The 22,666-nt window shown below is 61.5% G+C and carries 26 protein-coding genes; 16 read left to right on the top strand and 10 right to left on the bottom strand.

From position 1 onward, the window contains the following. Nucleotides 1–46: 46 nt before the first annotated feature. A complete protein-coding gene (gene tlpA / locus C5750_RS14330) occupies nucleotides 47–727 on the bottom strand; it encodes a thiol:disulfide interchange protein TlpA (RefSeq protein ID WP_105734534.1) in 681 nt (226 codons plus the stop codon). Between the two features lie 46 nt (nucleotides 728–773). Between tlpA and argH the strand changes: the two genes are divergently transcribed. The 4 genes from argH (at nucleotide 774) to C5750_RS14310 (ending at nucleotide 6,399) form a co-directional block, all read left to right on the top strand. Next, nucleotides 774–2,174 carry an argininosuccinate lyase gene (gene argH, locus C5750_RS14325; protein ID WP_105734533.1) on the top strand — a complete coding sequence of 467 codons (1,401 nt, stop codon included), beginning with the start codon at nucleotides 774–776 and terminating at the stop codon, nucleotides 2,172–2,174. Nucleotides 2,175–2,253: 79 nt separating this feature from the next. Continuing rightward, nucleotides 2,254–2,442 carry an LPS translocon maturation chaperone LptM gene (gene lptM, locus C5750_RS26575; RefSeq protein WP_158531337.1) on the top strand — a complete coding sequence of 63 codons (189 nt, stop codon included), beginning with the start codon at nucleotides 2,254–2,256 and terminating at the stop codon, nucleotides 2,440–2,442. Between the two features lie 11 nt (nucleotides 2,443–2,453). Continuing rightward, on the top strand, nucleotides 2,454–3,719 hold the full coding sequence (gene lysA, locus C5750_RS14315; protein WP_105734531.1) for a diaminopimelate decarboxylase: 1,266 nt from the start codon (nucleotides 2,454–2,456) through the stop codon (nucleotides 3,717–3,719). A gap of 130 nt (nucleotides 3,720–3,849) precedes the next feature. Further along, nucleotides 3,850–6,399 carry a TIGR02302 family protein gene (locus C5750_RS14310; RefSeq protein ID WP_105734530.1) on the top strand — a complete coding sequence of 850 codons (2,550 nt, stop codon included), beginning with the start codon at nucleotides 3,850–3,852 and terminating at the stop codon, nucleotides 6,397–6,399. Between the two features lie 10 nt (nucleotides 6,400–6,409). On the opposite strand, the gene hpt is transcribed toward C5750_RS14310, so the two are convergent. Further along, nucleotides 6,410–6,946 carry a hypoxanthine phosphoribosyltransferase gene (gene hpt, locus C5750_RS14305; protein ID WP_105734529.1) on the bottom strand — a complete coding sequence of 179 codons (537 nt, stop codon included), beginning with the start codon at nucleotides 6,944–6,946 and terminating at the stop codon, nucleotides 6,410–6,412. A gap of 114 nt (nucleotides 6,947–7,060) precedes the next feature. Further along, on the bottom strand, nucleotides 7,061–7,405 hold the full coding sequence (locus C5750_RS14300) for a hypothetical protein (RefSeq protein ID WP_105734528.1): 345 nt from the start codon (nucleotides 7,403–7,405) through the stop codon (nucleotides 7,061–7,063). Nucleotides 7,406–7,630: 225 nt separating this feature from the next. On the opposite strand from C5750_RS14300, the gene ftsE reads away from it, so the two are divergent. From ftsE to C5750_RS14280, 4 genes are all read left to right on the top strand, one after another. Continuing rightward, a complete protein-coding gene (gene ftsE / locus C5750_RS14295; protein ID WP_245421113.1) occupies nucleotides 7,631–8,254 on the top strand; it encodes a cell division ATP-binding protein FtsE in 624 nt (207 codons plus the stop codon). Next, the gene (locus C5750_RS14290; protein ID WP_105734526.1) at nucleotides 8,247–9,245 is read left to right on the top strand and encodes a cell division protein FtsX; all 999 of its coding nucleotides are present in this window, start codon (nucleotides 8,247–8,249) and stop codon (nucleotides 9,243–9,245) included. The genes ftsE and C5750_RS14290 overlap by 8 nt, the downstream gene beginning before the upstream one ends. A gap of 68 nt (nucleotides 9,246–9,313) precedes the next feature. Further along, on the top strand, nucleotides 9,314–10,066 hold the full coding sequence (locus C5750_RS14285; protein ID WP_245421101.1) for a YdcF family protein: 753 nt from the start codon (nucleotides 9,314–9,316) through the stop codon (nucleotides 10,064–10,066). A 68-nt stretch (nucleotides 10,067–10,134) separates the two neighbouring features. Beyond that, nucleotides 10,135–10,920: a lysophospholipid acyltransferase family protein gene (locus C5750_RS14280; RefSeq protein WP_105734649.1), complete on the top strand. Its 786-nt coding sequence runs from the start codon at nucleotides 10,135–10,137 to the stop codon at nucleotides 10,918–10,920. 3 nt (nucleotides 10,921–10,923) lie between these two features. Here C5750_RS14280 and C5750_RS14275 read toward each other — a convergent pair whose 3' ends face one another. Beyond that, nucleotides 10,924–11,451, bottom strand: a complete 528-nt coding sequence (locus C5750_RS14275; protein WP_105734524.1) for a gamma-glutamylcyclotransferase — start codon at nucleotides 11,449–11,451, stop codon at nucleotides 10,924–10,926. Nucleotides 11,452–11,515: 64 nt separating this feature from the next. Here C5750_RS14275 and C5750_RS14270 point away from each other — a divergent pair, with 64 nt between their 5' ends. Then, complete coding sequence (locus C5750_RS14270) at nucleotides 11,516–12,535, top strand: DUF2125 domain-containing protein (protein ID WP_105734523.1); 1,020 nt, start codon at nucleotides 11,516–11,518, stop codon at nucleotides 12,533–12,535. Between the two features lie 26 nt (nucleotides 12,536–12,561). Here C5750_RS14270 and C5750_RS14265 read toward each other — a convergent pair whose 3' ends face one another. Continuing rightward, entirely contained in the window at nucleotides 12,562–13,494 is a 933-nt protein-coding gene (locus C5750_RS14265) for a prephenate/arogenate dehydrogenase family protein (protein WP_105734522.1), read from the bottom strand. Between the two features lie 3 nt (nucleotides 13,495–13,497). Then, the gene (gene hisC / locus C5750_RS14260) at nucleotides 13,498–14,604 is read right to left on the bottom strand and encodes a histidinol-phosphate transaminase (protein WP_105734521.1); all 1,107 of its coding nucleotides are present in this window, start codon (nucleotides 14,602–14,604) and stop codon (nucleotides 13,498–13,500) included. Here hisC and C5750_RS14255 point away from each other — a divergent pair. The 3 genes from C5750_RS14255 to metW are packed head-to-tail and all read left to right on the top strand — an operon-like array spanning nucleotide 14,603 to nucleotide 16,595. Further along, the gene (locus C5750_RS14255; protein WP_105734520.1) at nucleotides 14,603–14,800 is read left to right on the top strand and encodes a hypothetical protein; all 198 of its coding nucleotides are present in this window, start codon (nucleotides 14,603–14,605) and stop codon (nucleotides 14,798–14,800) included. The genes hisC and C5750_RS14255 overlap by 2 nt on opposite strands. After that, entirely contained in the window at nucleotides 14,797–15,984 is a 1,188-nt protein-coding gene (gene metX / locus C5750_RS14250) for a homoserine O-acetyltransferase MetX (protein ID WP_162800221.1), read from the top strand. The genes C5750_RS14255 and metX overlap by 4 nt, the downstream gene beginning before the upstream one ends. Further along, nucleotides 15,981–16,595, top strand: coding sequence for a methionine biosynthesis protein MetW (metW, locus tag C5750_RS14245; protein ID WP_105734518.1), 615 nt, complete (start codon nucleotides 15,981–15,983; stop codon nucleotides 16,593–16,595). The genes metX and metW overlap by 4 nt, the downstream gene beginning before the upstream one ends. A 2-nt stretch (nucleotides 16,596–16,597) precedes the next feature. Here the strand turns inward: metW and C5750_RS14240 are convergent, their stop codons facing one another. Next, nucleotides 16,598–17,350 (bottom strand): class I SAM-dependent methyltransferase, encoded by a 753-nt coding sequence (locus C5750_RS14240; protein WP_105734517.1) that lies wholly within the window; start codon nucleotides 17,348–17,350, stop codon nucleotides 16,598–16,600. Between the two features lie 111 nt (nucleotides 17,351–17,461). Between C5750_RS14240 and gloB the strand changes: the two genes are divergently transcribed. Together gloB and C5750_RS14230 are read left to right on the top strand one after the other, a co-directional pair. Then, nucleotides 17,462–18,232 carry a hydroxyacylglutathione hydrolase gene (gloB, locus tag C5750_RS14235; RefSeq protein WP_105734516.1) on the top strand — a complete coding sequence of 257 codons (771 nt, stop codon included), beginning with the start codon at nucleotides 17,462–17,464 and terminating at the stop codon, nucleotides 18,230–18,232. Further along, nucleotides 18,232–18,666: a cupin domain-containing protein gene (locus C5750_RS14230; RefSeq protein WP_105734515.1), complete on the top strand. Its 435-nt coding sequence runs from the start codon at nucleotides 18,232–18,234 to the stop codon at nucleotides 18,664–18,666. The genes gloB and C5750_RS14230 overlap by 1 nt, the downstream gene beginning before the upstream one ends. Here C5750_RS14230 and yddG read toward each other — a convergent pair. Both yddG and C5750_RS14220 read right to left on the bottom strand, forming a co-directional pair. Continuing rightward, nucleotides 18,663–19,493: an aromatic amino acid exporter YddG gene (gene yddG / locus C5750_RS14225; RefSeq protein WP_226904679.1), complete on the bottom strand. Its 831-nt coding sequence runs from the start codon at nucleotides 19,491–19,493 to the stop codon at nucleotides 18,663–18,665. The two genes, C5750_RS14230 and yddG, sit on opposite strands and share 4 nt — an antisense overlap. A gap of 73 nt (nucleotides 19,494–19,566) precedes the next feature. Further along, on the bottom strand, nucleotides 19,567–20,370 hold the full coding sequence (locus tag C5750_RS14220; protein WP_105734513.1) for a DUF3108 domain-containing protein: 804 nt from the start codon (nucleotides 20,368–20,370) through the stop codon (nucleotides 19,567–19,569). A gap of 268 nt (nucleotides 20,371–20,638) precedes the next feature. On the opposite strand from C5750_RS14220, the gene rpmB reads away from it, so the two are divergent. Together rpmB and C5750_RS14210 are read left to right on the top strand one after the other, a co-directional pair. Continuing rightward, nucleotides 20,639–20,938, top strand: a complete 300-nt coding sequence (rpmB, locus tag C5750_RS14215; RefSeq protein ID WP_105734512.1) for a 50S ribosomal protein L28 — start codon at nucleotides 20,639–20,641, stop codon at nucleotides 20,936–20,938. A gap of 88 nt (nucleotides 20,939–21,026) precedes the next feature. After that, nucleotides 21,027–21,677 carry a VUT family protein gene (locus tag C5750_RS14210; RefSeq protein WP_105734511.1) on the top strand — a complete coding sequence of 217 codons (651 nt, stop codon included), beginning with the start codon at nucleotides 21,027–21,029 and terminating at the stop codon, nucleotides 21,675–21,677. Here the strand turns inward: C5750_RS14210 and C5750_RS14205 are convergent. Next, nucleotides 21,650–22,666 (bottom strand): esterase-like activity of phytase family protein, encoded by a 1,017-nt coding sequence (locus C5750_RS14205; protein WP_105734510.1) that lies wholly within the window; start codon nucleotides 22,664–22,666, stop codon nucleotides 21,650–21,652. The two genes, C5750_RS14210 and C5750_RS14205, sit on opposite strands and share 28 nt — an antisense overlap.

Genomic DNA, 22,666 nt, shown 5'->3' with positions numbered 1-22,666 from the left:
CCAGACGCGAAAGCGGGCGTGGCAACGACCCGCCGCATTTCAAAAATTACTGCGCCGCTATGGCCGCATCGATGAGGCGAGCGGCATCATCGCTTTCCCACGGGGCTGGACCGTTCATGGCAGCGATCTGGCAGCCCTCCTTGTCGACGATCATCGTCACGGGCAGGCCGAAGGCCAGGTTCTTGCGTTTCAGGTCGTTGAACACGCCCATGGTCGGGTCGCGATAGAGCGCCAATGATTTCACCCCGATATCCGCCAGGAAGCCCTTCGGCTTCTGGTCGTCGCCCGTGTCGATATTGATCGCCACGACCTGGAAATTGTCGCCGCCCTTCTTGGTCTGCAGTGCATCGAGCGCCGGCATTTCTTCACGGCAGGGCGCGCACCATGTCGCCCAGAGATTGACGAGGACGGTCTTGCCCTTGAAATCCGCCAGCCGCATCGGCTTGCCATCGGGACCGGTGAAGGAAAGCGCGGACATGGATTGCGGTTTCTCGGCGCCGCGCATGGCCGCCACGGCGCCGGTGGCGGCGGCGTCGATCTTCCTCGCCGTATCGGTCTTGGCGGTGCATTGATCGGACGTGTTTGTTCCGGCAACAATATTGCCAGAAGGCCGCTCCATCACGTATACCCCAACCGCACCGGCGACTATGCCTGCAAGCGCGGCAAGAACAATAATTTTCCTGCTGCCGCCTGAAGTGGTTTTCTGTGTTTCGTTGCCGTTGTCCATATCTTACACTTTCCGTCTATCCACCCCGGTTCACCCAAGGCTTACAATGTCCGACAAGAAAAACAGCAACGAAATGTGGGGAGGCCGTTTCGCCTCAGGTCCGGCCGCCATCATGGAAGAAATCAACGCTTCCATCGGGTTTGACCAGAAACTCTATGCCCAGGACATTCGCGGTTCACTTGCCCATGCTGCCATGCTTGCGAAAACCGGCATAATCGCGGCGGACGACCACGACAAGATCGCAAAGGGCCTGAACACGATATTGTCAGAGATCGAAAGCGGAAAGTTCGTTTTCTCACGCAAACTTGAAGACATTCACATGAACGTCGAGTCGCGCCTTGCCGAACTCATCGGCGCACCGGCCGGCCGCCTGCACACGGCGCGCTCGCGCAACGATCAGGTTGCCGTCGATTTCCGCCTGTGGGTCAAGGAAGAATTCCAGCGCACGGCAACCGCGCTCAAAAAGCTGATCGAGGCTTTCCTGAAGCGCGCCGAGGAACACGCCGCGACCCTCATGCCCGGCTTCACCCATCTGCAGACCGCGCAGCCCGTCACCTTCGGCCATCACTGCATGGCCTATGTGGAAATGTTCGGCCGCGACCTCAGCCGGGTGAAGGACGCCATCGAGCGCATGGATGAATCGCCGCTCGGCGCCGCCGCGCTCGCCGGAACCGGCTTCCCCATCGACCGGCACATGACGGCGAAGGAACTCGGCTTCCGCGAACCCACCCGCAATTCGCTCGACAGTGTCTCCGACCGCGACTACGCCCTGGAATTCCTGTCGATGGCCGCCATTGCCGCCACGCATCTTTCCCGGCTGGCCGAAGAAATCGTCATCTGGTCGACGCCGCAATTCGGCTTCGTGCGCCTGTCCGATTCCTTCTCCACCGGCTCGTCGATCATGCCGCAGAAGAAGAACCCCGATGCCGCCGAACTGGTGCGCGCCAAGACCGGCCGCATCACCGGCTCGCTCGTCGGCCTGCTGACCGTCATGAAGGGCCTGCCGCTGACCTATTCCAAGGACATGCAGGAAGACAAGGAAGCCGTGTTCGACGCGGCTGAAACCCTTGAACTCGCCCTGGCCGCCATGACCGGCATGGTCGGCGACATGACCGTCAACACCGCAGCCATGAAGAAGGCCGCCGGTTCCGGCTATTCCACCGCCACCGATCTGGCGGACTGGCTGGTGCGCGAACTTGGCCTGCCCTTCCGCGAGGCCCACCATGTCACCGGCCGCGCCGTCGCGCTGGCGGAAGAAAAGAAGAGCGAACTCGGCAAGCTGACGCTGGATGACCTCAAGAGCATTCATCCGGGGATCACCGATGCCATCTTCGGTTACCTTACCGTGGACAAATCCGTGCGCAGCCGCAAATCCTATGGCGGCACGGCCCCGGAACAGGTGCGCAGGCAGATCAAGTTCTGGCAAAAACGCATCACGAAATCGTAAGTCCGACGATGGGGGATGCAAAGCGTTCCTCCATGCGTTAGACAGGACAACATACTTTCGGACGACAGGATCAAAATCTATGACAAGCCGTTCCTACCTCACGACAATTCTGATGGCGGTTGCCATCGTCAGCGCCGTGTCGGCCTGCGGCCGCAAGGGCCCGCTCGAACTGCCGCCCGCGTCGGTGACCACACCGGCACCCGGCGAGCCGAAACCGGCACGGCCACCCGTTCAAGACAAGCGCTTTTTCCTCGACTCAATCATCTAGGCTGATTTTTCGTGAACCATTTCGATTACAAGGACGGCGTTCTCCATGCCGAGGACGTCAGCATTCCCGATATCGCCAGGGCGGTCGGCACCCCCTTCTACTGCTATTCGACGGCAACGATCGAACGGCATTACAAGGTCTTTGCCGCAGCCTTTGCCGAAATGGACGCGCTGGTCTGCTATGCCTTGAAAGCCAATTCCAACCAGGCCGTCCTGAAAACCCTGGCGCGTCTCGGCTCCGGTGCCGATGTGGTGTCGGAAGGCGAGCTGCGCCGCGCCCTGGCGGCTGGAATTCCCGCGAGCAGGATCGTCTTTTCCGGCGTGGGCAAGAAGCCGGGCGAAATGGACTTTGCACTGGCAGCGGGCATTCACTGCTTCAACGTCGAATCCGAGCCGGAACTGGAGCTTCTCTCCAGCCGTGCCGTCGCAGCGGGCAAGATTGCGCCGGTGTCCCTGCGCATCAATCCCGATGTCGATGCCAAGACCCACAAGAAGATTTCGACGGGAAAGTCCGAGAACAAGTTCGGCATTCCGCTGGCCAGGGCACGGTCCGTCTATGCCCATGCGGCGCGCCTGCCCGGCCTGAAGGTCGCCGGCATCGACATGCATATCGGCAGCCAGATCACCGATCTGGAACCGTTTGACGATGCCTTCGCCCTGCTCGCCAAGCTCGTCGGCGACCTCAAGGCCGACGGCCACGACATCAAGCATGTCGATCTCGGCGGCGGCCTCGGCATTCCCTACCATTTCGACAACAATCCGCCGCCGCTGCCCGATGCCTATGCGGCGATTGTCGCCAAGCATATCAAGCCGCTCGGGCTCAAGACCATTTTCGAGCCGGGCCGCCTGATCGTCGGCAATGCCGGCATCCTGGTCAGCGAAGTCATTTTCGTCAAGGAAGGCGACGCGCGCAATTTCATCATCGTCGACGCGGCGATGAATGACCTCATCCGCCCGACGCTCTACGACGCCTTCCACACGATCCGCCCGGTCAAGGAGCCGTCGGCATCGCATCCGCGCATTCGCGGCGATGTCGTCGGTCCCGTCTGCGAGACCGGCGACTATCTCGGTCTTGACCGCGACCTGCCGCGCCCGGCCCCCGGCGACCTCCTCGCCATCGGCACGGCCGGTGCCTATGGCGCGGTTCAGTCGGGAACCTACAACACGCGCCTCCTGGTGCCGGAAGTGCTCGTCAGCGGCGACCGCTTCCATGTGGTGCGCCCGCGCACGACCTATGACGAACTGATCGGTCTTGATTCCATACCGGACTGGCTCTGAACGGGGCCGGCACACAGAACGGTGAACGGCTTTTTGCGCCAAGGCCTCGCCTTTGCCACGATGAGTGGTATTCTTGACCGGCGTCAATGCGGTCATGATGGAATCGCAGGCTTGACGAGATGGAGCAGGGATGACCGGTCAACACCCCGATGAGCGGGACGCTGAAAGGGTCAGGTTCGATATTTTCAAGAGTATCGATCGCCTCCGCTTGTCCGCATGGCTGACCCTCGCATTCGAGCGGCTGTGGCCCCGGACCCTGCCGCTTCTGCTGGTCTGTGCCCTGTTCGTGATTTTCGCCTGGTTCGGCCTGTTCCGCATGATGCCGGATCTTGCCCGGCTCGGCCTGCTGACACTGTTTGTCCTGTCGCTTCCGGCGTGCCTCTATACCCTGCTGAGATTCCGCCTGCCGGAACACGCCGATGTCAGCCGCCGTCTCGAAGACGTCAACACGCTCGATCACCAGCCGATTGCCGTGCAGTCGGAAATTTTGGCGACCAGCACGGATGATCCCTTCGCGCAGGCCCTGTGGGACGAACACCGCAAGCGCATGGCCGAGCGCATCAGGGGCCTGAAGAGCGGCCTGCCCCGGACAAACATCCCGGAAATCGATCCATGGGGCCTGCGGGCCGTGGTCGGTCTCTTTCTCGTCATCGCCTTCGCCTTTTCCGGCAGTCCGCTCGGCGGACATCTCGGCGATGCATTCCGGAGCCATAGCAGCAGCAATGCGCTGCCGCCCCGCATCGATGCCTGGGTGACACCGCCGCGTTATACGGGCCGCCCGCCGGTCTTCCTCACCTCGGCGGCCAATGACCAGGAAAAACAGTTCACCGTCCCACAGAACAGCACGCTGACCATCCGCATCATCGGCGGCAACGGAACCGAACGGGTGACGCGGACCCCGCCGGATGGCAAGCCCGCCGATATCCCGGTCAAGGAAGAGGCGAAGGCGGCGGACGCAGCCCCGGCGAAAGACCAGCCGCGCAATTTCGAACTGACCCTCGATACCAGCGCCACGGTCGGGCTGATCGACAGTGGCACCGTGCATTCCGAATGGGCCTTTGCCGTGTTGCCGGACCAGCCGCCCACCATCCGCTTCACCAGGGAACCGTCGAGTGCCGTCAACGGCACGATGGAGCTGGCCTATGAAATCAAAGATGATTACGGCGCAGCCAGCGCGCAGGCGAAGGTCGAGCAGATCCAGCCGCCGGCAAAGGATGCGAGGCCGCTGTTCGATGCCCCGGAAATCCCCCTCAGCCTGCCAAAACGCGGCGCGGACGGCGGCGAAACGAAAACGACGCGGGACCTGACCGAGCACGTCTGGGCCGGGTCGGAAATCCGCATGACCCTTGTTGCGGTTGACGATGCCGGGCAGGAAGGCCGGAGCGAGACCAAGACCCTCGTCATGCCGGAACGCCCCTTCGCCAATCCGCTGGCGCGTGCCGTAGTCGAGCAGCGGCGCATGCTGGCGCTGAACGCCAATGCCAAGCCGGATGTGCTGAACATGCTGGATGCCATCACCCTGTGGCCGGAGGAGACGATCCGGAATCCCGCCCATTATCTGGGTCTGCGCAGCATCCGTTCCCGGCTGAACCTTGCGAAGAGCGATGACCAGCTGCGCGATGTCGTCGCCTATATGTGGCAGGTGGCGCGGGGCATCGAAGACGGCGCCCTGTCCGATGCCGAACGCAGCCTGCGCGAGGCCCAGGAGGCGCTGCGCCAAGCGATCGAGCAGAATGCCAGCCCCGAAGAAATCGACAAGCGCATGGCCGACCTGCGCAAGGCCATGAACAAATATATGCGCGAGCTTGCCCAGCAGGCCCAGCGCAATCCCAACATGGCGCAGGCGCCCGATCCCAATGCCCGCGAATTGCGGCAGGAGGATATCGACCGCATCCTCAAGCAGATCGAGGAACTGGCCAAGCAGGGTTCGAAAGAGCAGGCCCAGCAGCTGCTTTCCCAGCTCAACGACATGCTGAACAATCTGCAGATGCGCCAGGCCCAGGGCAAGAATGGCCAGGGCGACCAGATGAAACAGCAGATGGACAAGCTGGGCGACCTGATGCGGCGCCAGCAGAAAATGATGAACGAGACCCACCGGCTGGAACAGCAGCGCCAGAATGGCATGATGCAGGACAATGGCCAATTCGGCGGCCAGACGGGACAGGACGGCCAGCAGGGCCAGATGTCAGAGGAGGATGTCGCCAAGGCGCTGAAGGGCCTGCAGGAGGGCCAGGGCAAGCTGCAATCCGACCTGCAGCAGCTGATGGATGATCTGAACGGCCAGGGCATTACCCCCAACAAGGATTTCGGCGACGCCGGAAAATCCATGGGAGACGCCCGCAAATCCCTTGGCGAGGCCGATGGCGGACAGGCGCTTGACCAGCAGAGCAATGCCCTGGATTCCCTGCGCAAGGGCGGACAGGACATGATGAAACAGATGCAGGCCATGGGCCGGGCCGGCAAGCCGGGCGGTCCGCAGCAGACTGACCGCGATCCCCTGGGACGGCCGTCCAAATCCAACAACGGCAACAATTTCGGGCCGGACCGCAACATGCTGCCCGGGGAAGCCGATATCCAGCGCGCCCGGCAGATCCTCGATGCCATCCGCGAGCGGCTCGGCAATGCGCTGAGCCCGCAGATGGAAAAGGACTATCTGGAACGGCTGCTGAAATTCAACTGAGGCGAGAGAATCAGTCCCGGACGACACCGACATAGGGCAGCTGCCGGAAGGAATGCCCGACATCCATGCCATACCCGACGACGAAATAGTCGGGGCATTCGAACCCCTTGAAATCCGCTTCGATATCGGTTTTGCGCTTCACGCTCTTGTCCAGCAATACGGCGATGGAGACGCTGCGCGCGCCGCGCTCCAGCATCAGTTCACGCGTGAATTTCAGCGTCTTGCCCGATTCCAGTATATCGTCGATCAACAGCACGTCGCGGCCGTGCACGTCGCTGTCGATGTCGCGCAGCAGCCGCACTTCCTTACTCTCGGTGCCCTTGCCATAGCTGGACACGGTGATGAATTCCACATCAGGCTCGGCGCCCGCATCGTGCATGGCGCGGATCAGGTCCGCCGCGAAGATGAATGACCCCTTGAGGATCGAGATAACCAGCAGATTGTCGAACCGCTTTGCGACAATGTCCTGCGCCAGTTCCAGATTGCGCTTGGCGATCTCCTGCGCGCTGAACAGAACATCGATATTCTTCTCGCCAACTTTCGGCATGCAACTCTTCCTGATTTTCCGGTAAGCAAGGCTCCCGGAGCCTTTCCTGTTTGAAAGGCTCTATAGCCCGATATCGGCCCGAAAAGCAAAGCCCAGGCATTTCCCGCCCGGCAATCAGCGCCCGGTCAACGGATCGCGCTGTTCCCCGGGCGCGGACACGCTCGCGCCCGGAACATGAGGACCGGCCGCATGCCGCGGGCTGAAAAGCACATGCCCGCCGCAGATCCAGAACGTCGACGCCGCCACGAGGAGCACCAGCAGCCAATAGGCAAAGCCCGGCATGCGGGCCTGTGCCTCCTGCGACTTTTGGAGAATTGTCATGCGCGCGTTTACAGGGAAGTGTGCGTCCAGATTGGGATGGGAGGACGGGGGTGACATGGATTCATAGATTGCGTCTTCCGCTCCGCCCTTGTCGAAGTGGAGCGCAGGGCCGATATGCGAAACAGTTTCGCCGCTCATTGTTTTAAACCGTGCAATCACGCGTTTTCCGGCCGTTCTGCCATGTTGCAGTCATGATCCTCCGACTCATTATGGCAACCTATCGCTTAATAATTAATGTTTCGGCGAACGGATGCGGCGATTGATGGGTGGTCAAATCCGTCCGCGCTGAATAAAACACGCCTGCACGAGAAACTTGGAAAGTCACGCTTGATTCGTTTTGAGAATGTCGGTTTGCGATACGGGATGGGCCCGGAGGTTCTGCGTGATGTCAGCCTCCATATTTCACCCCGTTCGTTCCAGTTTTTGACCGGCCCGTCGGGCGCAGGCAAGACATCGCTGCTGCGCCTGCTGTTCATGACATTGAAGCCGACGCGCGGCCTTATCACGGTTTTCGGCAAGGATATTGCGACGATCTCGTCCAAGGAAATGCCGCTGCTGCGCCGCCGCATCGGCGTGGTGTTCCAGGATTTCCGCCTGCTCGACCACATGACGACCTACCAGAACGTGGCCCTGCCGTTGCGGGTACGCGGCAAGGAGGAAGCCACCTATCGCGCGGAAGTCGAGGAACTGTTGCACTGGGTTGGCCTCGGCGAGCGCATGCACGTGCTGCCGCCGGTGCTGTCAGGCGGCGAGAAACAGCGCGCCGCGATTGCGCGCGCCCTGATCGACCAGCCGGAAATCCTTTTGGCCGACGAGCCGACGGGCAATGTCGATCCGCCCCTTGCCCGGCGTTTGCTGCGCCTGTTCGGCGAGCTGAACCGCTCCGGGACCGCCGTGGTTATCGCCACCCACGATCTTACCCTGATGGATCAGGTCAATGCCCGCCGCATGATTCTCGATCAGGGGAGGCTCGACATCTATGATTGACGCCGCCCGCCTCAGGGAACTGGCCGCGGATCTGACCGATCGCGCCATCCAGCTCGTGCGCGGCCGGAGCGGACAGGCACCCATCGTGCCAGCCGGCAATGTCGTCGGCCACGCCCTGATGATCGTGATCGCCATCATGACCTTTCTCGCCTGCCTGACCATCGGCGCGGTCAGTCTCGTGCAGTCGACCGCCGCCACATGGCAGAGCCAGATTTCGACCGAAGCCACCATCCAGATCCGCCCCGTCGAGGGCCAGGACATGGAAGCGCTGCTTGTTCAGGCGGGCAAGCTCGCGCAGGGCTTTGCCGGGGTCAAATCCACCCGCGTCATCGACCGGGCAGCCACGGCCCGGCTGCTGGAACCGTGGCTCGGTACCGGGCTGAACATCGATGAATTGCCGGTGCCGCGGCTGGTCGTCGTTACGCTCGACGAAGCCTCCCCGCCGGATTTCGCCCTGCTGCGCAGCGAACTGGTGAAAAATATCCCGGGGGCCAGCTTCGACGACCACCGCACCTGGGTCGACCGGCTCGTGTCCATGGCCCGGTCCACCGTACTGATCGGCATGACGGTGCTCGGACTGGTGATCGCCGCGACGATTCTCACGGTGATTTTTGCCACGCGCGGCGCCATGGCCGGTAATGGTCACATCATCGAAGTGCTGCATTTTATCGGCGCGGAACAGAAATTCGTCGCCCGGCAGTTCGAGCGGCACTTTTTCTGGACCGCCCTGAAAGGCGCATTGTGCGGCGGCGCGCTGGCCATCCTGATCTTTCTGATCATCGGCTGGTGGTCGTCACGCAATCTGGCAACGCCGGAAGCCGATCAGGCCACCGCCCTGTTCGGCAATTTTTCCATCGGGTCAGGCGGCTATACCGGCGTCGTACTGATCATCCTCGCAGTCAGTGTTTTGACCATGATTACAACACGAATGACAGTCATAGCGCATTTGCGCCAGGTCGACGGGCGCGCAGGCGACAGCCATGATGCCTGAGCAATTTCGATTCAATTTGACGCCATAAAATTCACGGGAGGTTTGCCGGCAAGGCTTATACACTCCCGGTGACCCTACTCTCGAACAAGGCAACGCGTGATCCGAAAATGGACGGCACGGACGACAGCAGCAACCAACCGCCGGCAGGCCCCGAAGCCCGCCCGCGCGGACTTGTGTCTGCGCTGCGCAAGCGCGTTGCCCGGCCGTTCTTTCTGCTCGGGGTTCTGGCGCTTGGTCTCTTTCTCGGCGGCTTCATTGTCTTCAGCGATCATGTCAGCACCATGCAGACACCGGATCTGGTGGAACCGGCTGACGGCATCGTCGTCCTGACGGGCGGTTATTCCCGCATCGAGGGCGCGCTCGACCTGCTGAAGAACAAGCGCGGCGAACGGCTCTTCATCAGCGGGGTCCATCCCTCGACCAAGCGCGGCGAACTGCAGCGCGTGACGCGCGGCGATGCCACGCTGTTTGAATGCTGCGTCGATATTGACCGCTCGGCGCTGGACACGATCGGCAACGCCTCCGAAAGCATCAAGTGGGCCAAGGCCAACCATTACACGCGCGTCATCGTCGTCACCAACAATTACCACATGCCGCGGACACTGGTTGAATTGCGGCGCGCCTCGCAGGAGATCGAGTTCATCCCCTATCCCATCGTCAACAGCGACCTGCGCAATGGTGACTGGCTGGCGCGCGGCCAGGTGGTGCGCGTGCTTGTCGTCGAATATGTGAAATATCTGGGTGCCGTCATACGCTCGGCCCTGCCCGACAGCCTTTCGGCGGGAACACAAACATTCGTTCGATGGATCAGGGGCGGCTGATTGGGAGTTCACGCCGCGGGCAAGTTGGTATAACGAAGGCCTGACCAACCGCCATGACCGGGACCCCGATGACGATCATCCGATCCATTGTCTTCAATATCGCCTTCTATCTCAACCTGATCATTCAGATGATCATCTTCACACCCTATTACTTCCTCAGCTCCCGCAAGAATGCCTGGAGCGTGCCGAAGAACTGGGCGAGGTCCAACCATTGGTTGCAGAAGGTTCTGGCCGGGACGGATCATGTGATCGAGGGGATCGAGAACATCCCCGATGGCCCCTATATCTGCGCGCCCAAACATCAATCGTTCTGGGATGCCTATGCCTTCCTGCCGCAGATCGCCGATCCCGTCTATATTCTCAAGCGCGAGCTGATGTGGATTCCCTTGTTCGGCTGGTACATTCTCAAGATGAAGATGGTGCCGATCGACCGGGGCAAACGCTCTGTTGCCATGAAGACGGCGATCCGCGGAGCGCGGGATGCCGTTTCCCAGGGCCGCCAGCTCATGATCTATCCGGAAGGCACCCGCACCGCGCCGGGTGCGCCGCCCGCCTACAAATACGGCGTGGCGCATATCTATACCGAGCTTGGCGTGCCGGTCCTGCCGATCGCCCATGTCGCCGGTCTGTACTGGCCGCGCCGCAAGTTCCGCCGCTTTCCCGGCACGATCCGCTGCCGCATCCTGCCGCCGATCCAGCCGGGCCTCGACGCCGAGACATTCCTGAAAAAATTGCAGGAAGTGACGGAAGCCGCCTGCGATGAGCTGCTGATCGAAGCGGCCCGGTCAAAAAACCCGCCGCCCCTGCCGCCAACGGCGGTGCAGCGGCTGAAGGAACTGGGGGTAACGGTCTGATCCCTAGCCGGGATTGCGGTCGATGGCGGCGACCAGGGTCTCAAACCAGTGGTCGCGGATATTCATCTTGCGCATGTGCTCCAGCGTATTGTGCACGTAATCCTCGTTGCGGCCCGACTGGCCGACCGAGCCGCGCACGGTCGCGGCAGCCTGTTCAACGGTCAGGCCCCCCGCATATTGCACGTGCCTGCGGTCGACCACATAGGTCAGCGCTTCCACCCTGCGGCCATCCCGCAGGCGGACGGCCAGCCGCTTTTCCAGATAGACATTGGTGACCAGTTCCCGCTCACGCAGATAGGCAACGACCTCGTCTTCAAGCTCGCCGGGAACCCGGAAGGCCAGGCCGAGGCACGAACCGCCATGATCGAGACCGAGGACAAGCCCCGGCCGTTGCGGCGTGCCGCGATGCACGTAGGAATGCACGCACAGCGCCCGCCGGTAGCCGTGCAGGCGCGCATGCATGGTTTCAACATGTGCAAAGCCTGGCTTCCACATCAGAGAACCGTAGCCAAAGACCCAAAAATCGCCCATATCCGTCCTGATAGCTGTACTGCAATGCCAAGCTTCTTCCCTGACCGATAGCGAGACCCGGACCATGACGTCAAGCACTGCCGACAAACCTTACAATGCCGGACGGCGTATCCGCTTTCTGGCCGCCGGTATCGTCCTCGTCGGCCTGCTCTATACGGGCGGGTGGTATTACGTGGCCAACATGCTGGAAACGCGGGTCGCGGCGAATATCGCCGGCCTGCAGGCCAAGGGCATCAACGCCGCCTGCGACAATGCGGCGGCCAGCGGCTACCCGTTCCGCCTCGGCCTCAACTGCTCCAAAGTATCGTGGGTTGATCAGGCCAAAAATGTTTCCGTCAATGCCGGTGCCTTCCGCTCCGCCGCGCAGGTCTATGCACCTTTCCACATCGTCAGCGAGATCGACGGTCCGGCCGCCGTCAGCGTGCCCGGCATGCCGCCGCTCGATCTGAACTGGGACAACCTGAAATCCAGCATGCGGCTCGACAAGCCCATTCCGCAGCGCCTGTCGGTGCAGGGCCGCAATATCGTCGTCACCCAGCATAACCCGTCCGGTGCCGGCGCGCCGTTTGCCACCCTGAAGGACGGCCAGCTGCATTTCCGCGCCATGGAGCCGGTCATGGATATTGCGCTGTCCTTCAGCAGCCTGAAGATTGCCGACAACACGGTCTACGACAAGCCGCTGCCCGAACTGACCGGCGCCGCCGATATCCAGATGGCAAACGGCTTTGCGCTGATCGGCAAGACGGAACGCGATCTGAGCGTCCTGCGCGGCCAGTCCGGCCTGCTGCGCAATGTCGATCTCGCCCTGCCCGATGGCAGCGGCATCGCGATATCGGGGCCTTTCTCGGTGGCTGACGACGGACGCATCAGCGGCGATTTCAAGATCACCCTGCGCAACCCGGAAGGCGTTGCCAATACGGCAAAGAGCATCTTCCCCGGTCAGGACAAGATCATTTCATCCGTCGTGCAGGCCATGGCCTTCGTGCCGAAGGATGCCAGCGGCGCGCCGACACTTCCCGTCTCGGTCAAGAACGGCAAGATGTCGGTCGGCTTTATCAGCATTGGCCGCCTGCCGTCCCTGTGAGGGCAGATACAGCCAGCGCAGTGCTGTCAGGCGCTCTTGGCACCCGCCTTCTGGCGTCCGAAATCGGGGGCATCCACTTCCTGACCCGCATCGATGATTCCGCGCCGGACGGCACGGGTGCGGGTGAACAGGTCAAACAGCGCATCGCCATCGCCCCAGCGGATTGACCGCTGCAGCGAGGCGAGATCCTCGGAAAACCGCGCCAGCATTTCAAGGATCGCATCCTTGTTGTGCAGGCAGACATCGCGCCACATCGTTGGGTCCGACGCGGCAAGGCGGGTGAAGTCGCGAAAACCGGAGGCGGAATATTTGATCACTTCCGAATTGGTCACTTCTTCCAGGTCGCTGGCCGTGCCGACAATGTTGTAGGCGATGATGTGCGGCAGATGCGAGACGATGGCGAGCACCCGGTCATGATGCACCGGGTCCATCGTATCGAGCCGCGAGCCGCAGGCCTCCCAGAATTTTGTCAGCCGGTCGAGGGCGGCGGGGTCCGTGCCATCAAGCGGCGTCAGAATGCACCAGCGATTGGCAAAAAGCTCGGCGAAGCCCGCATCGGGCCCTGAATATTCCGTACCGGCGAGCGGATGGCCCGGAATGAAATGCACGTGGGCGGGCAGTTCCGGCTGCATCTGCGCGATGACCGACCCCTTGGTCGAGCCGACATCGGTGACGATGGCACCGGCTTTCAGCGATCCGGCAATGTGCCGGGCAACATCGCCGGACGAGCCGACGGGCACCGAGATGATCACCAGATCAGCATTTTTGACCGCTTCCGCACTGTCGAGGACATAGCTGTCGCCCAGCCCCAGCGCTTCGGCACGTTTCAGCGTGCTTTCGCTGCGGGTCGAGATAACGATGTGATCTGCCAGGCCTTCGCGTTTGATGACGCGCGCCAGCGATGAACCGATCAGGCCAATGCCGATCAGCGCAATGGTTTCGAAATGGATTTTGGACATTGTTTACTTCAAGAATTCGGAGAGTGCAGCGACTACGCCGCGATTGGCTTCCTCGGATCCAATGGTAAGGCGCAACGCGTTGGGGAATCCGTAGCCCGCAACACGGCGCAAAATATAGCCCCTGCCGGTCAGATAGACGTCCGCCTTGTCGGCCGATTTCGCCGCATCGTCCGGGAAATGCACGAGCAGGAAATTGCCGACGGACGGCGTGACGCGCAGGCCCAGCGCCGACAGCTGCTCTGTCAGCCACGGCAGCCATGTGTCGTTGAAGGCGACAGCCTTGTCGACATGCGCACGGTCGCGGATGGCGGCAGCACCGGCTGCAATGGCGGCGGAGTTCAGGTTGAACGGTCCGCGGATGCGGTTGACCGCGTCGATGACATGCGCCGGCGCGAACATCCAGCCGATCCGCAGAGCGGCAAGGCCGTGGATTTTCGAGAAGGTGCGGGTCATCACGACGTTTTCGAACGACGAGACAAGTTCGACACCGGCTTCGTAATCGTTGCGGCGCACATATTCCGCATAGGCGGCGTCGAGAACCAGCAGGACGTTCTTCGGCAGGCCCGCATGCAGGCGGCGCACTTCCTCGAAGGGAATGTAGGTGCCGGTCGGATTGTTCGGGTTGGCCAGAAACACGATTTTGGTCCGCGGCGTGACGGCGGCGAGAATGGCATCGACTTCCGCCTGCTCATTCTTTTCCCTGGCCACGACAGGCGTCGCACCGGCCGCCATGATGTAAATCTTGTACACCATGAACCCGTGCTCGGTGTAAACAGCCTCATCGCCGGGTGACAGGTAAGTCTGGCACAACAGGCCGAGCAGTTCGTCCGAACCATTGCCGCACAGAAGGTTGTCGGCGTTCAATCCATGCACCTCGGCAATCGCCTGCTTGAGCTGGGTGGCCTGGCCGTCCGGATAGATTTCAAGGCGTGCGGATGCGGCATGATAGGCCTCGGTCGCGTGCTTGCTCGCGCCCAGAGGGGTTTCATTGGAAGAGAGCTTGTAGACCTTGGCAACACCGGGCGCCGATTCCTTTCCGGGGACATAGGCGGCAATGTCGAGAACACCGGGTTTTGGGGTGGGGCGCGTGTCTTTCAATGTCGTTGTCATGATTCACAAGATCCGTAACATCGTTGAAATCGATGGTCATCGCAGGCAATGGCTCAAGCCACGGGGCATAGCTGCCAACAGGCGCGATGTCGAGCCAAACTTGCGGCGCAAGGCCCGGAAAATCAAAGAAACCATTGACTTTGCCGGTTGCGCGACCATAGCTACCGCCCACAAAGCTAAAATCGCGCGAAAATGACGACATTCAGCAGCCCGTCCGCCAGTCCCGATCAAAGAAGCCAGGAAGCGACAAATCCCCACAGCCCCGTGGTGGAGTTTGGCGCCGGCAAACCATTGCGTCTCGACAGCGGTGTCGTGCTTTCCCCGTTCCGCATCGCCTATCAGAGCTACGGCACGCTCAATGCCGACAAGTCGAATGCCATCCTGATCTGCCATGCGCTGACCGGCGACCAGCACGTTGCCAATGTCCATCCGGTAACCGGCAAGAACGGCTGGTGGGAAACCCTGGTCGGTCCGGGCAAACCCATTGATACCAACCGCTTCTTCGTCCTGTGTTCCAATGTGCTGGGTGGCTGCCTCGGCTCGACCGGCCCGGCTTCGATCAATCCCGAAACCGGCAAGCCCTACGCGCTCGACCTGTCGATCATCACCATCGCCGACATGGTGCGGGCGCAGGCCATGCTGGTCGATCATTTCGGCATCGATCAGCTCTTTGCCGTCGTCGGCGGCTCCATGGGCGGCATGCAGGTTCTGGAATGGGCATCCAGCCATTCCGGCCGGGTTTTTGCCGCCGTTGCCATCGCCACGGGCGCGCGCCACTCCTCGCAGAACATCGCCTTCCACGAAGTGGGCCGCCAGGCCGTCATGGCGGACCCTGAGTGGCGGGAGGGCCGTTATCTGGAAGAAGGCACCATCCCGCGCAAGGGCCTGTCCGTGGCCCGCATGGCGGCGCATATCACCTATCTCTCGGAAACCGCCCTGCACCGCAAATTCGGGCGCAACCTGCAGGACCGGCAGAATGTGACCTTCGGCTTCGACGCGGATTTCCAGATCGAAAGCTATCTGCGCCATCAGGGCATGTCGTTCGTCGAGCGCTTCGACCCCAACTCCTATCTCTACATGACCCGCGCCATGGATTATTTCGATCTGGCAGCGGAGCATGAGGGGCGGCTGGCCGATGCCTTCGCCGGATCGAAGACACGGTTCTGCATTGTCTCCTTCACCAGCGACTGGCTGTTTCCAACCAGTGAAAGCCGCACCGTTGCCCATGCGCTGAATGCCGCAGGCGCCTCCGTCTCCTTTGTCGAGATCGAGACGGACCGGGGCCATGACGCCTTCCTGCTCGACGAGCCGGAAATGTTCTCGGCCATCAACGGTTTCATCCGCTCGGCGGCCCGTGCCAGGGGACTTGTGCAGCCATGAGCCTGAATACCGCTTCGCGCGTCGACTTCGATGTCATCGCCTCACTGGTCAATCCCGGTGCGCGGGTACTCGACGTCGGCTGCGGCGATGGTGAACTGCTCGAACTCCTGCAGAACACCAAGAATGTCGATGGACGCGGTGTCGAGCTGTCGCAGAAAGGCGTCAACGAATCCGTGGCGCGCGGTCTCTCGGTCATCCAGGGCGATGCGGACAGCGACCTGAAATATTATCCCGATGCGGGCTTTGACTATGTGATCCTGTCGCAGACGCTGCAGGCCACGCGCAACCCGAAGAATGTCCTGACCGAACTCCTGCGCATCGGCGAAAAGGCCATCGTCTCCTTCCCGAACTTCGGCCATTGGCGCATGCGCGCCTCGCTGCTCGTCAACGGCCGCATGCCGGTGACGGAAGAACTGCCCTACAGCTGGTACGATACGCCCAACATCCATTTCTGCACCATCAACGACTTTGTCGACATGACCAGGGAAATCGGCGCGCAGGTGGAAACCGCCGTGGCGCTCAATGCCTTCGGCCAGCGAATCGGCTTCAACATGCCCTGGGGTTTCTGGAACCTTTTCGGCCAGCAGGCGGTGTTCCTGCTGCGGCGCTGACTTCAATTCCCGTCCGGGCCGTCCCGCCGCATGGCCGTGCCCTGCGGCGAGAGCACAGGCACGAAAACACGCCGCGATGACCGCTGGGCAACCGGCAGCCCCTGATAAATGCGCTTTTGCGCCTCCACGATGAGCACGCCGGAGAAAACCGGCCAGAAACGCCGGCCCACCCGTTCGAACAGGCTGGACGGGCGCATGATCCAGCGCCGTGACGATGGCGGGAAAAACAGCGCTTCGGCCCATGGTCCCGGCGTGAAATTGGTTTCACGCAAGAGCCGGATCAATTGTCCGCGGCTGTAAGGCCGTCCGCTGCCGAAGGGGGTATGCTCGAAGCGCGCCCACAGGCCGCGCCGGTTGGGGACGACGATGACGAGCCTCCCGTTGGGAGCCAGAGCCCGCCACATTTCCTTGAGGGTCTCGCGCGGGTCTTCCGCATGTTCCAGCGCATGCACCATCAAGATGCGGTCCACCGCCGAATCCGGCAGCGGCAGGTCTTCCTCGAACACCAGCGCCGTCGCCGAGGCTTCCGCCGGCGGCCAGCTCGCCGCGCCCTGCCCGGCAGGCATGAAGGCGAATGTCCGCTCGGTATCGCCGCGAAACCGGTCGAGATAGGGCACGACATAGCCAAGCCCGACAAGCCTCTCGCCCGGCAGTTTCGGCCAGATCGGCGCAAGCGCCATGGAAATCGCCCGCTCGGTCAGGTGGCCGAGGGTGGAAGCATAAAAGGCACGAAGGTCGATGATATCGAGATGCATGCATTCAACCTAACACGGCAAATCATAACATCAAGAAAATGGCTTGGAGACGGGTTGCGCCTGTCCGGCAGCTGGCTATCCTGACGGCAAAGTTCAAACCGGACAGGCCCCATGTCAAATCTGCAGATAGAACAGTTCACCGCGCTCAGCGACAATTTCGGCGTGCTGATCCACGACCCCGACGCCAACCTCACCGCCTCCATCGATGCCCCGGAGGAAAGGCCGGTGCTTGACGCGCTCAAGCGCCGCGGCTGGACGTTGACCCATATTTTCTCGACCCATCACCACAATGATCATGTCGGCGCCAACCTTGCGCTGAAGAAGCGGTTCAAGCTCGAAATCCTCGGCCCGGACGCGGAAAAGGCCAATATACCCGGCATTGACCGCACGCTGAAACATGGCGACCGCTTCCGCTTCGGCAATTTCGACGTGTTTGTCATCTCAACGCCCGGCCATACTGCAGGCGAGATTTCCTATCACATCCCCGAGGCCAAGGTTGTTTTCACCGGCGATACGCTGTTTTCGCTCGGATGCGGACGGCTGTTCGAGGGAACACCGGCAACCATGTTCCGGTCGCTCAACCACCTGATCAAGCTGCCCGTCGACACGCAGATCTATTGCGGACACGAGTATACCGAAAGCAATGCGCGCTTTGCCCTGTCGATCGATCCGGATAATTCGGCGCTGAAGGAACGGGCCAGGGAAATCTTTGCCCTGCGCGAGGCTGGCCTGCCGACATTGCCCACCACTTTGCTGCGCGAAATGGCAACCAACCCGTTCCTGCGCTGGCATGACCCGGCAATACGCCGCAACCTGAAGCTGGAGAACGCCAGCGACGAGGCCGTGTTTACCGAAATCCGCAAGCGCAAGGACAATTTCTGATGACATTGACCGCAGATGATATCCGCAGGGAGCTGGGGCTGCAGCCGCACCCCGAGGGCGGCGCCTATATCCAGATGTTTCGCGACAACCAGAGCGGCTGGCCGGTGGGCGGGCGCGGCCATTCCACGGCCATCTATTTCCTCCTTGAAAAAGGCGAGGTTTCCGCCTGGCACCGGGTGAAAGACGCGGCCGAGGTCTGGCACTGGTATGGCGGTGCGCCGCTGCAACTGACCATGGCCACCGAAGGCGCGCCGCATGAGGTCCACCGGCTCGGCATGGATATCATGGCAGGCGAGCGGCCGCAGGGCATTGTCCCCGCCGGCCATTGGCAGACAGCCAAATCGCTTGGCGACTGGACGCTGGTCGGCTGTACGGTTGCGCCGGGTTTCGACTTTGCCCAGTTCGAACTGGCCGCACCGGGCTGGGAGCCCTAAACCCTTTTCCGGAAAATCATTTCCTTGGCGGCAAGCACAGCGCCAAGGGTGATCAGCAGGCAGGCCAGCAGGACACGCACCGTCGGTTCGGCCGCGCCTGCCGCAATCAGCACAAGCGTCGACAGCAGCGGGGCCGCATAGCTCGACGCTCCAAGAACCTGAATGTTGCCGCGCTTGACGCCAAAATCCCAGGCATAGAAGGCCGCGCCCACCGGGAAAAGACCGAGCCCCAGCACCGCCAGCCACTGCGTCAGCGATTCGGGCCAGACGGTCTGCTCCAGCGCCAGATGCGAAATCAGCGACAGAACCGATGTCGCCACGCAAAAGCCGGTCACCGCATCGGTCGGCACGCTGGCAAAACGCCGCGACAGCAGCGAATAGGCGGACCAGGTCAGGGCGCAGAGCCCGGCCATGGCGTAGCCGAAGGCATATTGCGCCTCGAAGCCGACACTGCCGCCCTTGGTAACGATCAGCACCGTGCCCGCCAGCCCCAAAAGCGTTCCCAGCACGTGGAACCAGCGCAGGCGCTCGCCCGGCATCAGCGCCGAGCCGACCACGATGAACAGCGGCCAGAGATAGGCGATGAGGCTGGCATCAACGGCCGGGGCGTTGCGCAGGGCGGTGAAGTACAGGAAGTGATAGCCGAACAGGCCGACAACGCCGAGAAGCCAGACCTTTGCCGGCTGGCGCAGATGCTGTGCCGCGCCCGGTCGCCAGAGCCAGGACAACAGGCCAAGACAGGCGCCGATGGCGAAGGTCATGGCCGTCAGCTGAAACGGCGGCACCTTGCCCGACACGTCGGTGAACAGCGCGAGCATCGCCCACATGATAACAGCAAGAAACCCGACAGATGTAGCCACGCGCCGCCCCCATTTAAAAAGAGCGGCGCCCCTGCCGCTTCTATTGCATCTTTTCAAAACGGGTCGCGTAAACGGTCACCGTTCCGATCTGCGTGCCGATCTTCGCCTGCACCGGCGAATAGATACCGGACTTGCCGAGGGATGCAAAGGTGAGACTGATCTTGCTCTTGTTTTTCAGATATTCGATCGCGTCGCGCCCCGCCTGATAGCCGCCGACCGGAATGAACTTGACCGAACAGGTGATCGTGTCGCCCTTGAAACCCTTGGTGGAAAATGGCTTTGGGCTCCCGGATGGCGAGAGCTGAAGGTCCGCCCGGGTCTGTCCGTCGTAGAGATGCAGGGTCTGCGTGCAGACCTGTCCGATGCTGTCCGCCGCAACCATGACGCCGGAGATCGGATCCGTCACGCCCTGCAGCGCTGCGGGCTCAAGCTCCACCCATTTGTCCTTCTTGCGGACCGGCGGGACATTGGTCGTATCCGTCACATTGCCGTTGGCAAAGGCAATCGAGGTGCTTTTGTCCTTCTTGCCGTGCCGGTACTTGACGAGATAGGAGTTCGGCAGCGCGCCGGTTTTGCCGAACTGGCCCTTGACGTCGATATTGCCCTTGGTGTCGTCAAAGACGGTCACGAGCCCGGAGCTTCTCAGGCCGCCGGTCACCGTATAGGCGCCGCCCGAGACACTGGTTGAAAAATTCGCCTTGGCAATCGTCAGTCCGAGCAGCGAAACCCGGTAATCGGATTTGTAGATTTCCTCGGCGCGCGCCGGGAGCGCACCGGCAACGAGCAATATCCCTGCGGCAATCGCAGCATATCCGCAGCCGGGCCGCCGAATGAGACCAGTCATGTCCCGCTCCTTCAAATTGCATCACGCATGTGTGAATTGCCTGTGGTGAGACCGTACAAAGCAGGCAAAGTTGTGTTAAACATTGCGACAAGTCCGTTAAATACACAAAACCGGAGCAGAAGCACACTTGACGCGCGCGGCTCATATCACTATAGAAACGCGACTTCCCAATAGGCCGCCTGTCCGATATGCGCGCCGCTGCACGGCGACGTGTGATGGTAACAAGAACATTCGGGCTATAGGTAATGAATTTTGAAGGTGAGACCCAATGTCCCGCACATGTGAATTGACCGCTAAATCGGTACAGTACGGCAACAATGTGAGCCACGCGAACAACAGAACGCGCCGCCGCTTCCTGCCGAACCTCTGCCACGTTACGCTGATCTCCGAAGCTCTCGGTCAGAGCTTCCGTCTGCGCGTTTCGGCCCATGCCCTGCGCACCGTTGAACATCGCGGTGGCCTGGATGCATTCCTGGCCAAGGCTGACGAGAAGGAGCTGTCGCAGCGCGCCCGTCTCCTGAAGCGCCAGATTGCCAAGAAGTCGGCTGAAGCCCCTGTTGCTGCCTGACCGGCCAGCACGGTTCTGACATCCTAATCGCTTGAGGCCAGCGCATGCTGGCCTTATTGTTGCTGGTTCCATTACCCAGGATAAAAAAATGCCGCTTTCGCGCGCCTATTCCCTGTCGGATTTCATTTTCCCCGTCCTCGCCATGTGCCTGGTCGTGGCTGCGTCCAATATCCTGGTGCAGTACCCGTTCAACCATCTCGGACTGGGCGAAATCCTGACCTACGGCGCCTTCACCTACCCCGTCGCCTTCCTCGTCAATGACCTGTCGAACCGCCGTTTCGGACCGCAATTCGCACGCAAGGTCGTCTATGCCGGGTTCGTCATCGCGGTTATTCTGTCAGTCTGGCTGGCAACCCCGCGCATCGCCATCGCCTCGGGCTCGGCCTTTCTCTGCGCCCAGCTGCTGGATGTTACCGTCTTCGGCAAGCTGCGCCAGCTGACCTGGTGGAAGGCGCCGTTCGCGTCCGCCGTGTTCGGTTCGCTGCTGGATACGCTGCTGTTTTTCTCCATCGCCTTTGCCGCGCAGTTTGCCTGGATCGATCTGGCAACCGGGCGTGCCGACTCATCCCTCGCCATGCTGGTGCCTTTCCTCGGCAAGGATATCCCGCTGTGGATGTCGCTCGGCTTCGGCGACCTGATGGTGAAGATTGTCATGGCCGTGGTGATGCTGGTGCCCTATGGCGCCATTCTCGCCATCTTCGCGCCGGCGATCTATTCGGCCAACCGGAATTCCAGATAGAGATTTCTCTGCAGGATTGAGTTGTTGTCATCCGATATCATCGAGATGCGGGTTGAACCATCCTCGGCCTGCCAGACATCCAGCCCTTCCATATTGTCGATCTGATCGCGCATATCCGCCTCGAGGATGAACGGGCCGTCGACTGTCGCGCCCGGCTTGATATCGCCAGCCGCGATCCGGCGGATGCGTAACCTGATGCCGCTGGCAAGGCTGAAACGCCGCTCCAGCAGCAGGAGATCGCCATCGGGCAGAAAAGCGCCATCGCTGATGTCGAAACTGTCCAGCCGCTTGACGAAGAAGATGCCCTTGCCCGGCCCCTCCAGCACAGCGGCGTAGATATCGCCCGCCCTGTTGATGCTTTTCTCCGTCACCGCAACCCGCGCACCCTTCAACGGGCTTGTTGCAGGCGCATAGGCCAGCGTCTCAAAGCCGCGATTGTTGCGCAATTCGCTTTTCGGCACCGGCAGCGGCAATTCCCGCGGCCGCGACGCAAAGCTCTTCAGGTCAAGGTCGAACTCGGCAATGCGATGGACCCGCTCGAAGGACACCGTGACCGTCCCGCCCGCCACGGCCATCCCTTCCGCATCCGCATTGCGCTTGCCTTGGACGGCGTTGCCGTCCGCATCCTGGATCGGTGCCAGCCGGAAATTGCCGACCGATACCGGCACGCCCTTGATATCCCGCCGCATGACCCCGGCATACCAGAAGCCGGTATCGGTTATGCCGAGAAAGCTCTGGCCGGCATCGAGATAGCGGAACGCCGACATGCCGCCGAAATCCGGATTTCTGGAGCGCAATTCCAGCCCCCCGACAAATTCGAGGCTGCCGAACCGGGTCTGGGTGGAACCTATGCGGAAATGTGAAACAAGCCGCGCAGTAATGACCGCTGGCGCAACGCCATCGGTCTGCGCCTGGGCAGGCGGCACAGGGAACAGAGCCAGAAGGAAAATGAACCGTATGCGCCAAACAAGCAGCGCCATACGGTTCAT

This window comes from Phyllobacterium myrsinacearum (assembly GCF_002980555.1).
GTDB lineage: Bacteria > Pseudomonadota > Alphaproteobacteria > Rhizobiales > Rhizobiaceae > Phyllobacterium > Phyllobacterium myrsinacearum.
Note: the sequence above shows the minus strand (reverse complement) of the source record. Positions and strands in the feature narration are given on the sequence as shown.

What these genes read in the sequence shown, in the direction of transcription:
- tlpA (WP_105734534.1), bottom strand. Translation starts at nt 727, where the DNA reads ATGGACAACGGCAACGAAACACAGAAAACCACTTCAGGCGGCAGCAGG.
- argH (WP_105734533.1), top strand. Translation starts at nt 774, where the DNA reads ATGTCCGACAAGAAAAACAGCAACGAAATGTGGGGAGGCCGTTTCGCC.
- lptM (WP_158531337.1), top strand. Translation starts at nt 2,254, where the DNA reads ATGACAAGCCGTTCCTACCTCACGACAATTCTGATGGCGGTTGCCATC.
- C5750_RS14310 (WP_105734530.1), top strand. Translation starts at nt 3,850, where the DNA reads ATGACCGGTCAACACCCCGATGAGCGGGACGCTGAAAGGGTCAGGTTC.
- hpt (WP_105734529.1), bottom strand. Translation starts at nt 6,946, where the DNA reads ATGCCGAAAGTTGGCGAGAAGAATATCGATGTTCTGTTCAGCGCGCAG.
- C5750_RS14300 (WP_105734528.1), bottom strand. Translation starts at nt 7,405, where the DNA reads ATGAGCGGCGAAACTGTTTCGCATATCGGCCCTGCGCTCCACTTCGAC.
- ftsE (WP_245421113.1), top strand. Translation starts at nt 7,631, where the DNA reads ATGGGCCCGGAGGTTCTGCGTGATGTCAGCCTCCATATTTCACCCCGT.
- C5750_RS14290 (WP_105734526.1), top strand. Translation starts at nt 8,247, where the DNA reads ATGATTGACGCCGCCCGCCTCAGGGAACTGGCCGCGGATCTGACCGAT.
- C5750_RS14280 (WP_105734649.1), top strand. Translation starts at nt 10,135, where the DNA reads ATGACGATCATCCGATCCATTGTCTTCAATATCGCCTTCTATCTCAAC.
- C5750_RS14275 (WP_105734524.1), bottom strand. Translation starts at nt 11,451, where the DNA reads ATGGGCGATTTTTGGGTCTTTGGCTACGGTTCTCTGATGTGGAAGCCA.
- C5750_RS14270 (WP_105734523.1), top strand. Translation starts at nt 11,516, where the DNA reads ATGACGTCAAGCACTGCCGACAAACCTTACAATGCCGGACGGCGTATC.
- C5750_RS14265 (WP_105734522.1), bottom strand. Translation starts at nt 13,494, where the DNA reads ATGTCCAAAATCCATTTCGAAACCATTGCGCTGATCGGCATTGGCCTG.
- C5750_RS14255 (WP_105734520.1), top strand. Translation starts at nt 14,603, where the DNA reads ATGATTCACAAGATCCGTAACATCGTTGAAATCGATGGTCATCGCAGG.
- hisC (WP_105734521.1), bottom strand. Translation starts at nt 14,604, where the DNA reads ATGACAACGACATTGAAAGACACGCGCCCCACCCCAAAACCCGGTGTT.
- metX (WP_162800221.1), top strand. Translation starts at nt 14,797, where the DNA reads ATGACGACATTCAGCAGCCCGTCCGCCAGTCCCGATCAAAGAAGCCAG.
- metW (WP_105734518.1), top strand. Translation starts at nt 15,981, where the DNA reads ATGAGCCTGAATACCGCTTCGCGCGTCGACTTCGATGTCATCGCCTCA.
- C5750_RS14240 (WP_105734517.1), bottom strand. Translation starts at nt 17,350, where the DNA reads ATGCATCTCGATATCATCGACCTTCGTGCCTTTTATGCTTCCACCCTC.
- gloB (WP_105734516.1), top strand. Translation starts at nt 17,462, where the DNA reads ATGTCAAATCTGCAGATAGAACAGTTCACCGCGCTCAGCGACAATTTC.
- C5750_RS14230 (WP_105734515.1), top strand. Translation starts at nt 18,232, where the DNA reads ATGACATTGACCGCAGATGATATCCGCAGGGAGCTGGGGCTGCAGCCG.
- yddG (WP_226904679.1), bottom strand. Translation starts at nt 19,493, where the DNA reads ATGTGGGCGATGCTCGCGCTGTTCACCGACGTGTCGGGCAAGGTGCCG.
- C5750_RS14220 (WP_105734513.1), bottom strand. Translation starts at nt 20,370, where the DNA reads ATGACTGGTCTCATTCGGCGGCCCGGCTGCGGATATGCTGCGATTGCC.
- rpmB (WP_105734512.1), top strand. Translation starts at nt 20,639, where the DNA reads ATGTCCCGCACATGTGAATTGACCGCTAAATCGGTACAGTACGGCAAC.
- C5750_RS14210 (WP_105734511.1), top strand. Translation starts at nt 21,027, where the DNA reads ATGCCGCTTTCGCGCGCCTATTCCCTGTCGGATTTCATTTTCCCCGTC.
- C5750_RS14205 (WP_105734510.1), bottom strand. Translation starts at nt 22,666, where the DNA reads ATGAACCGTATGGCGCTGCTTGTTTGGCGCATACGGTTCATTTTCCTT.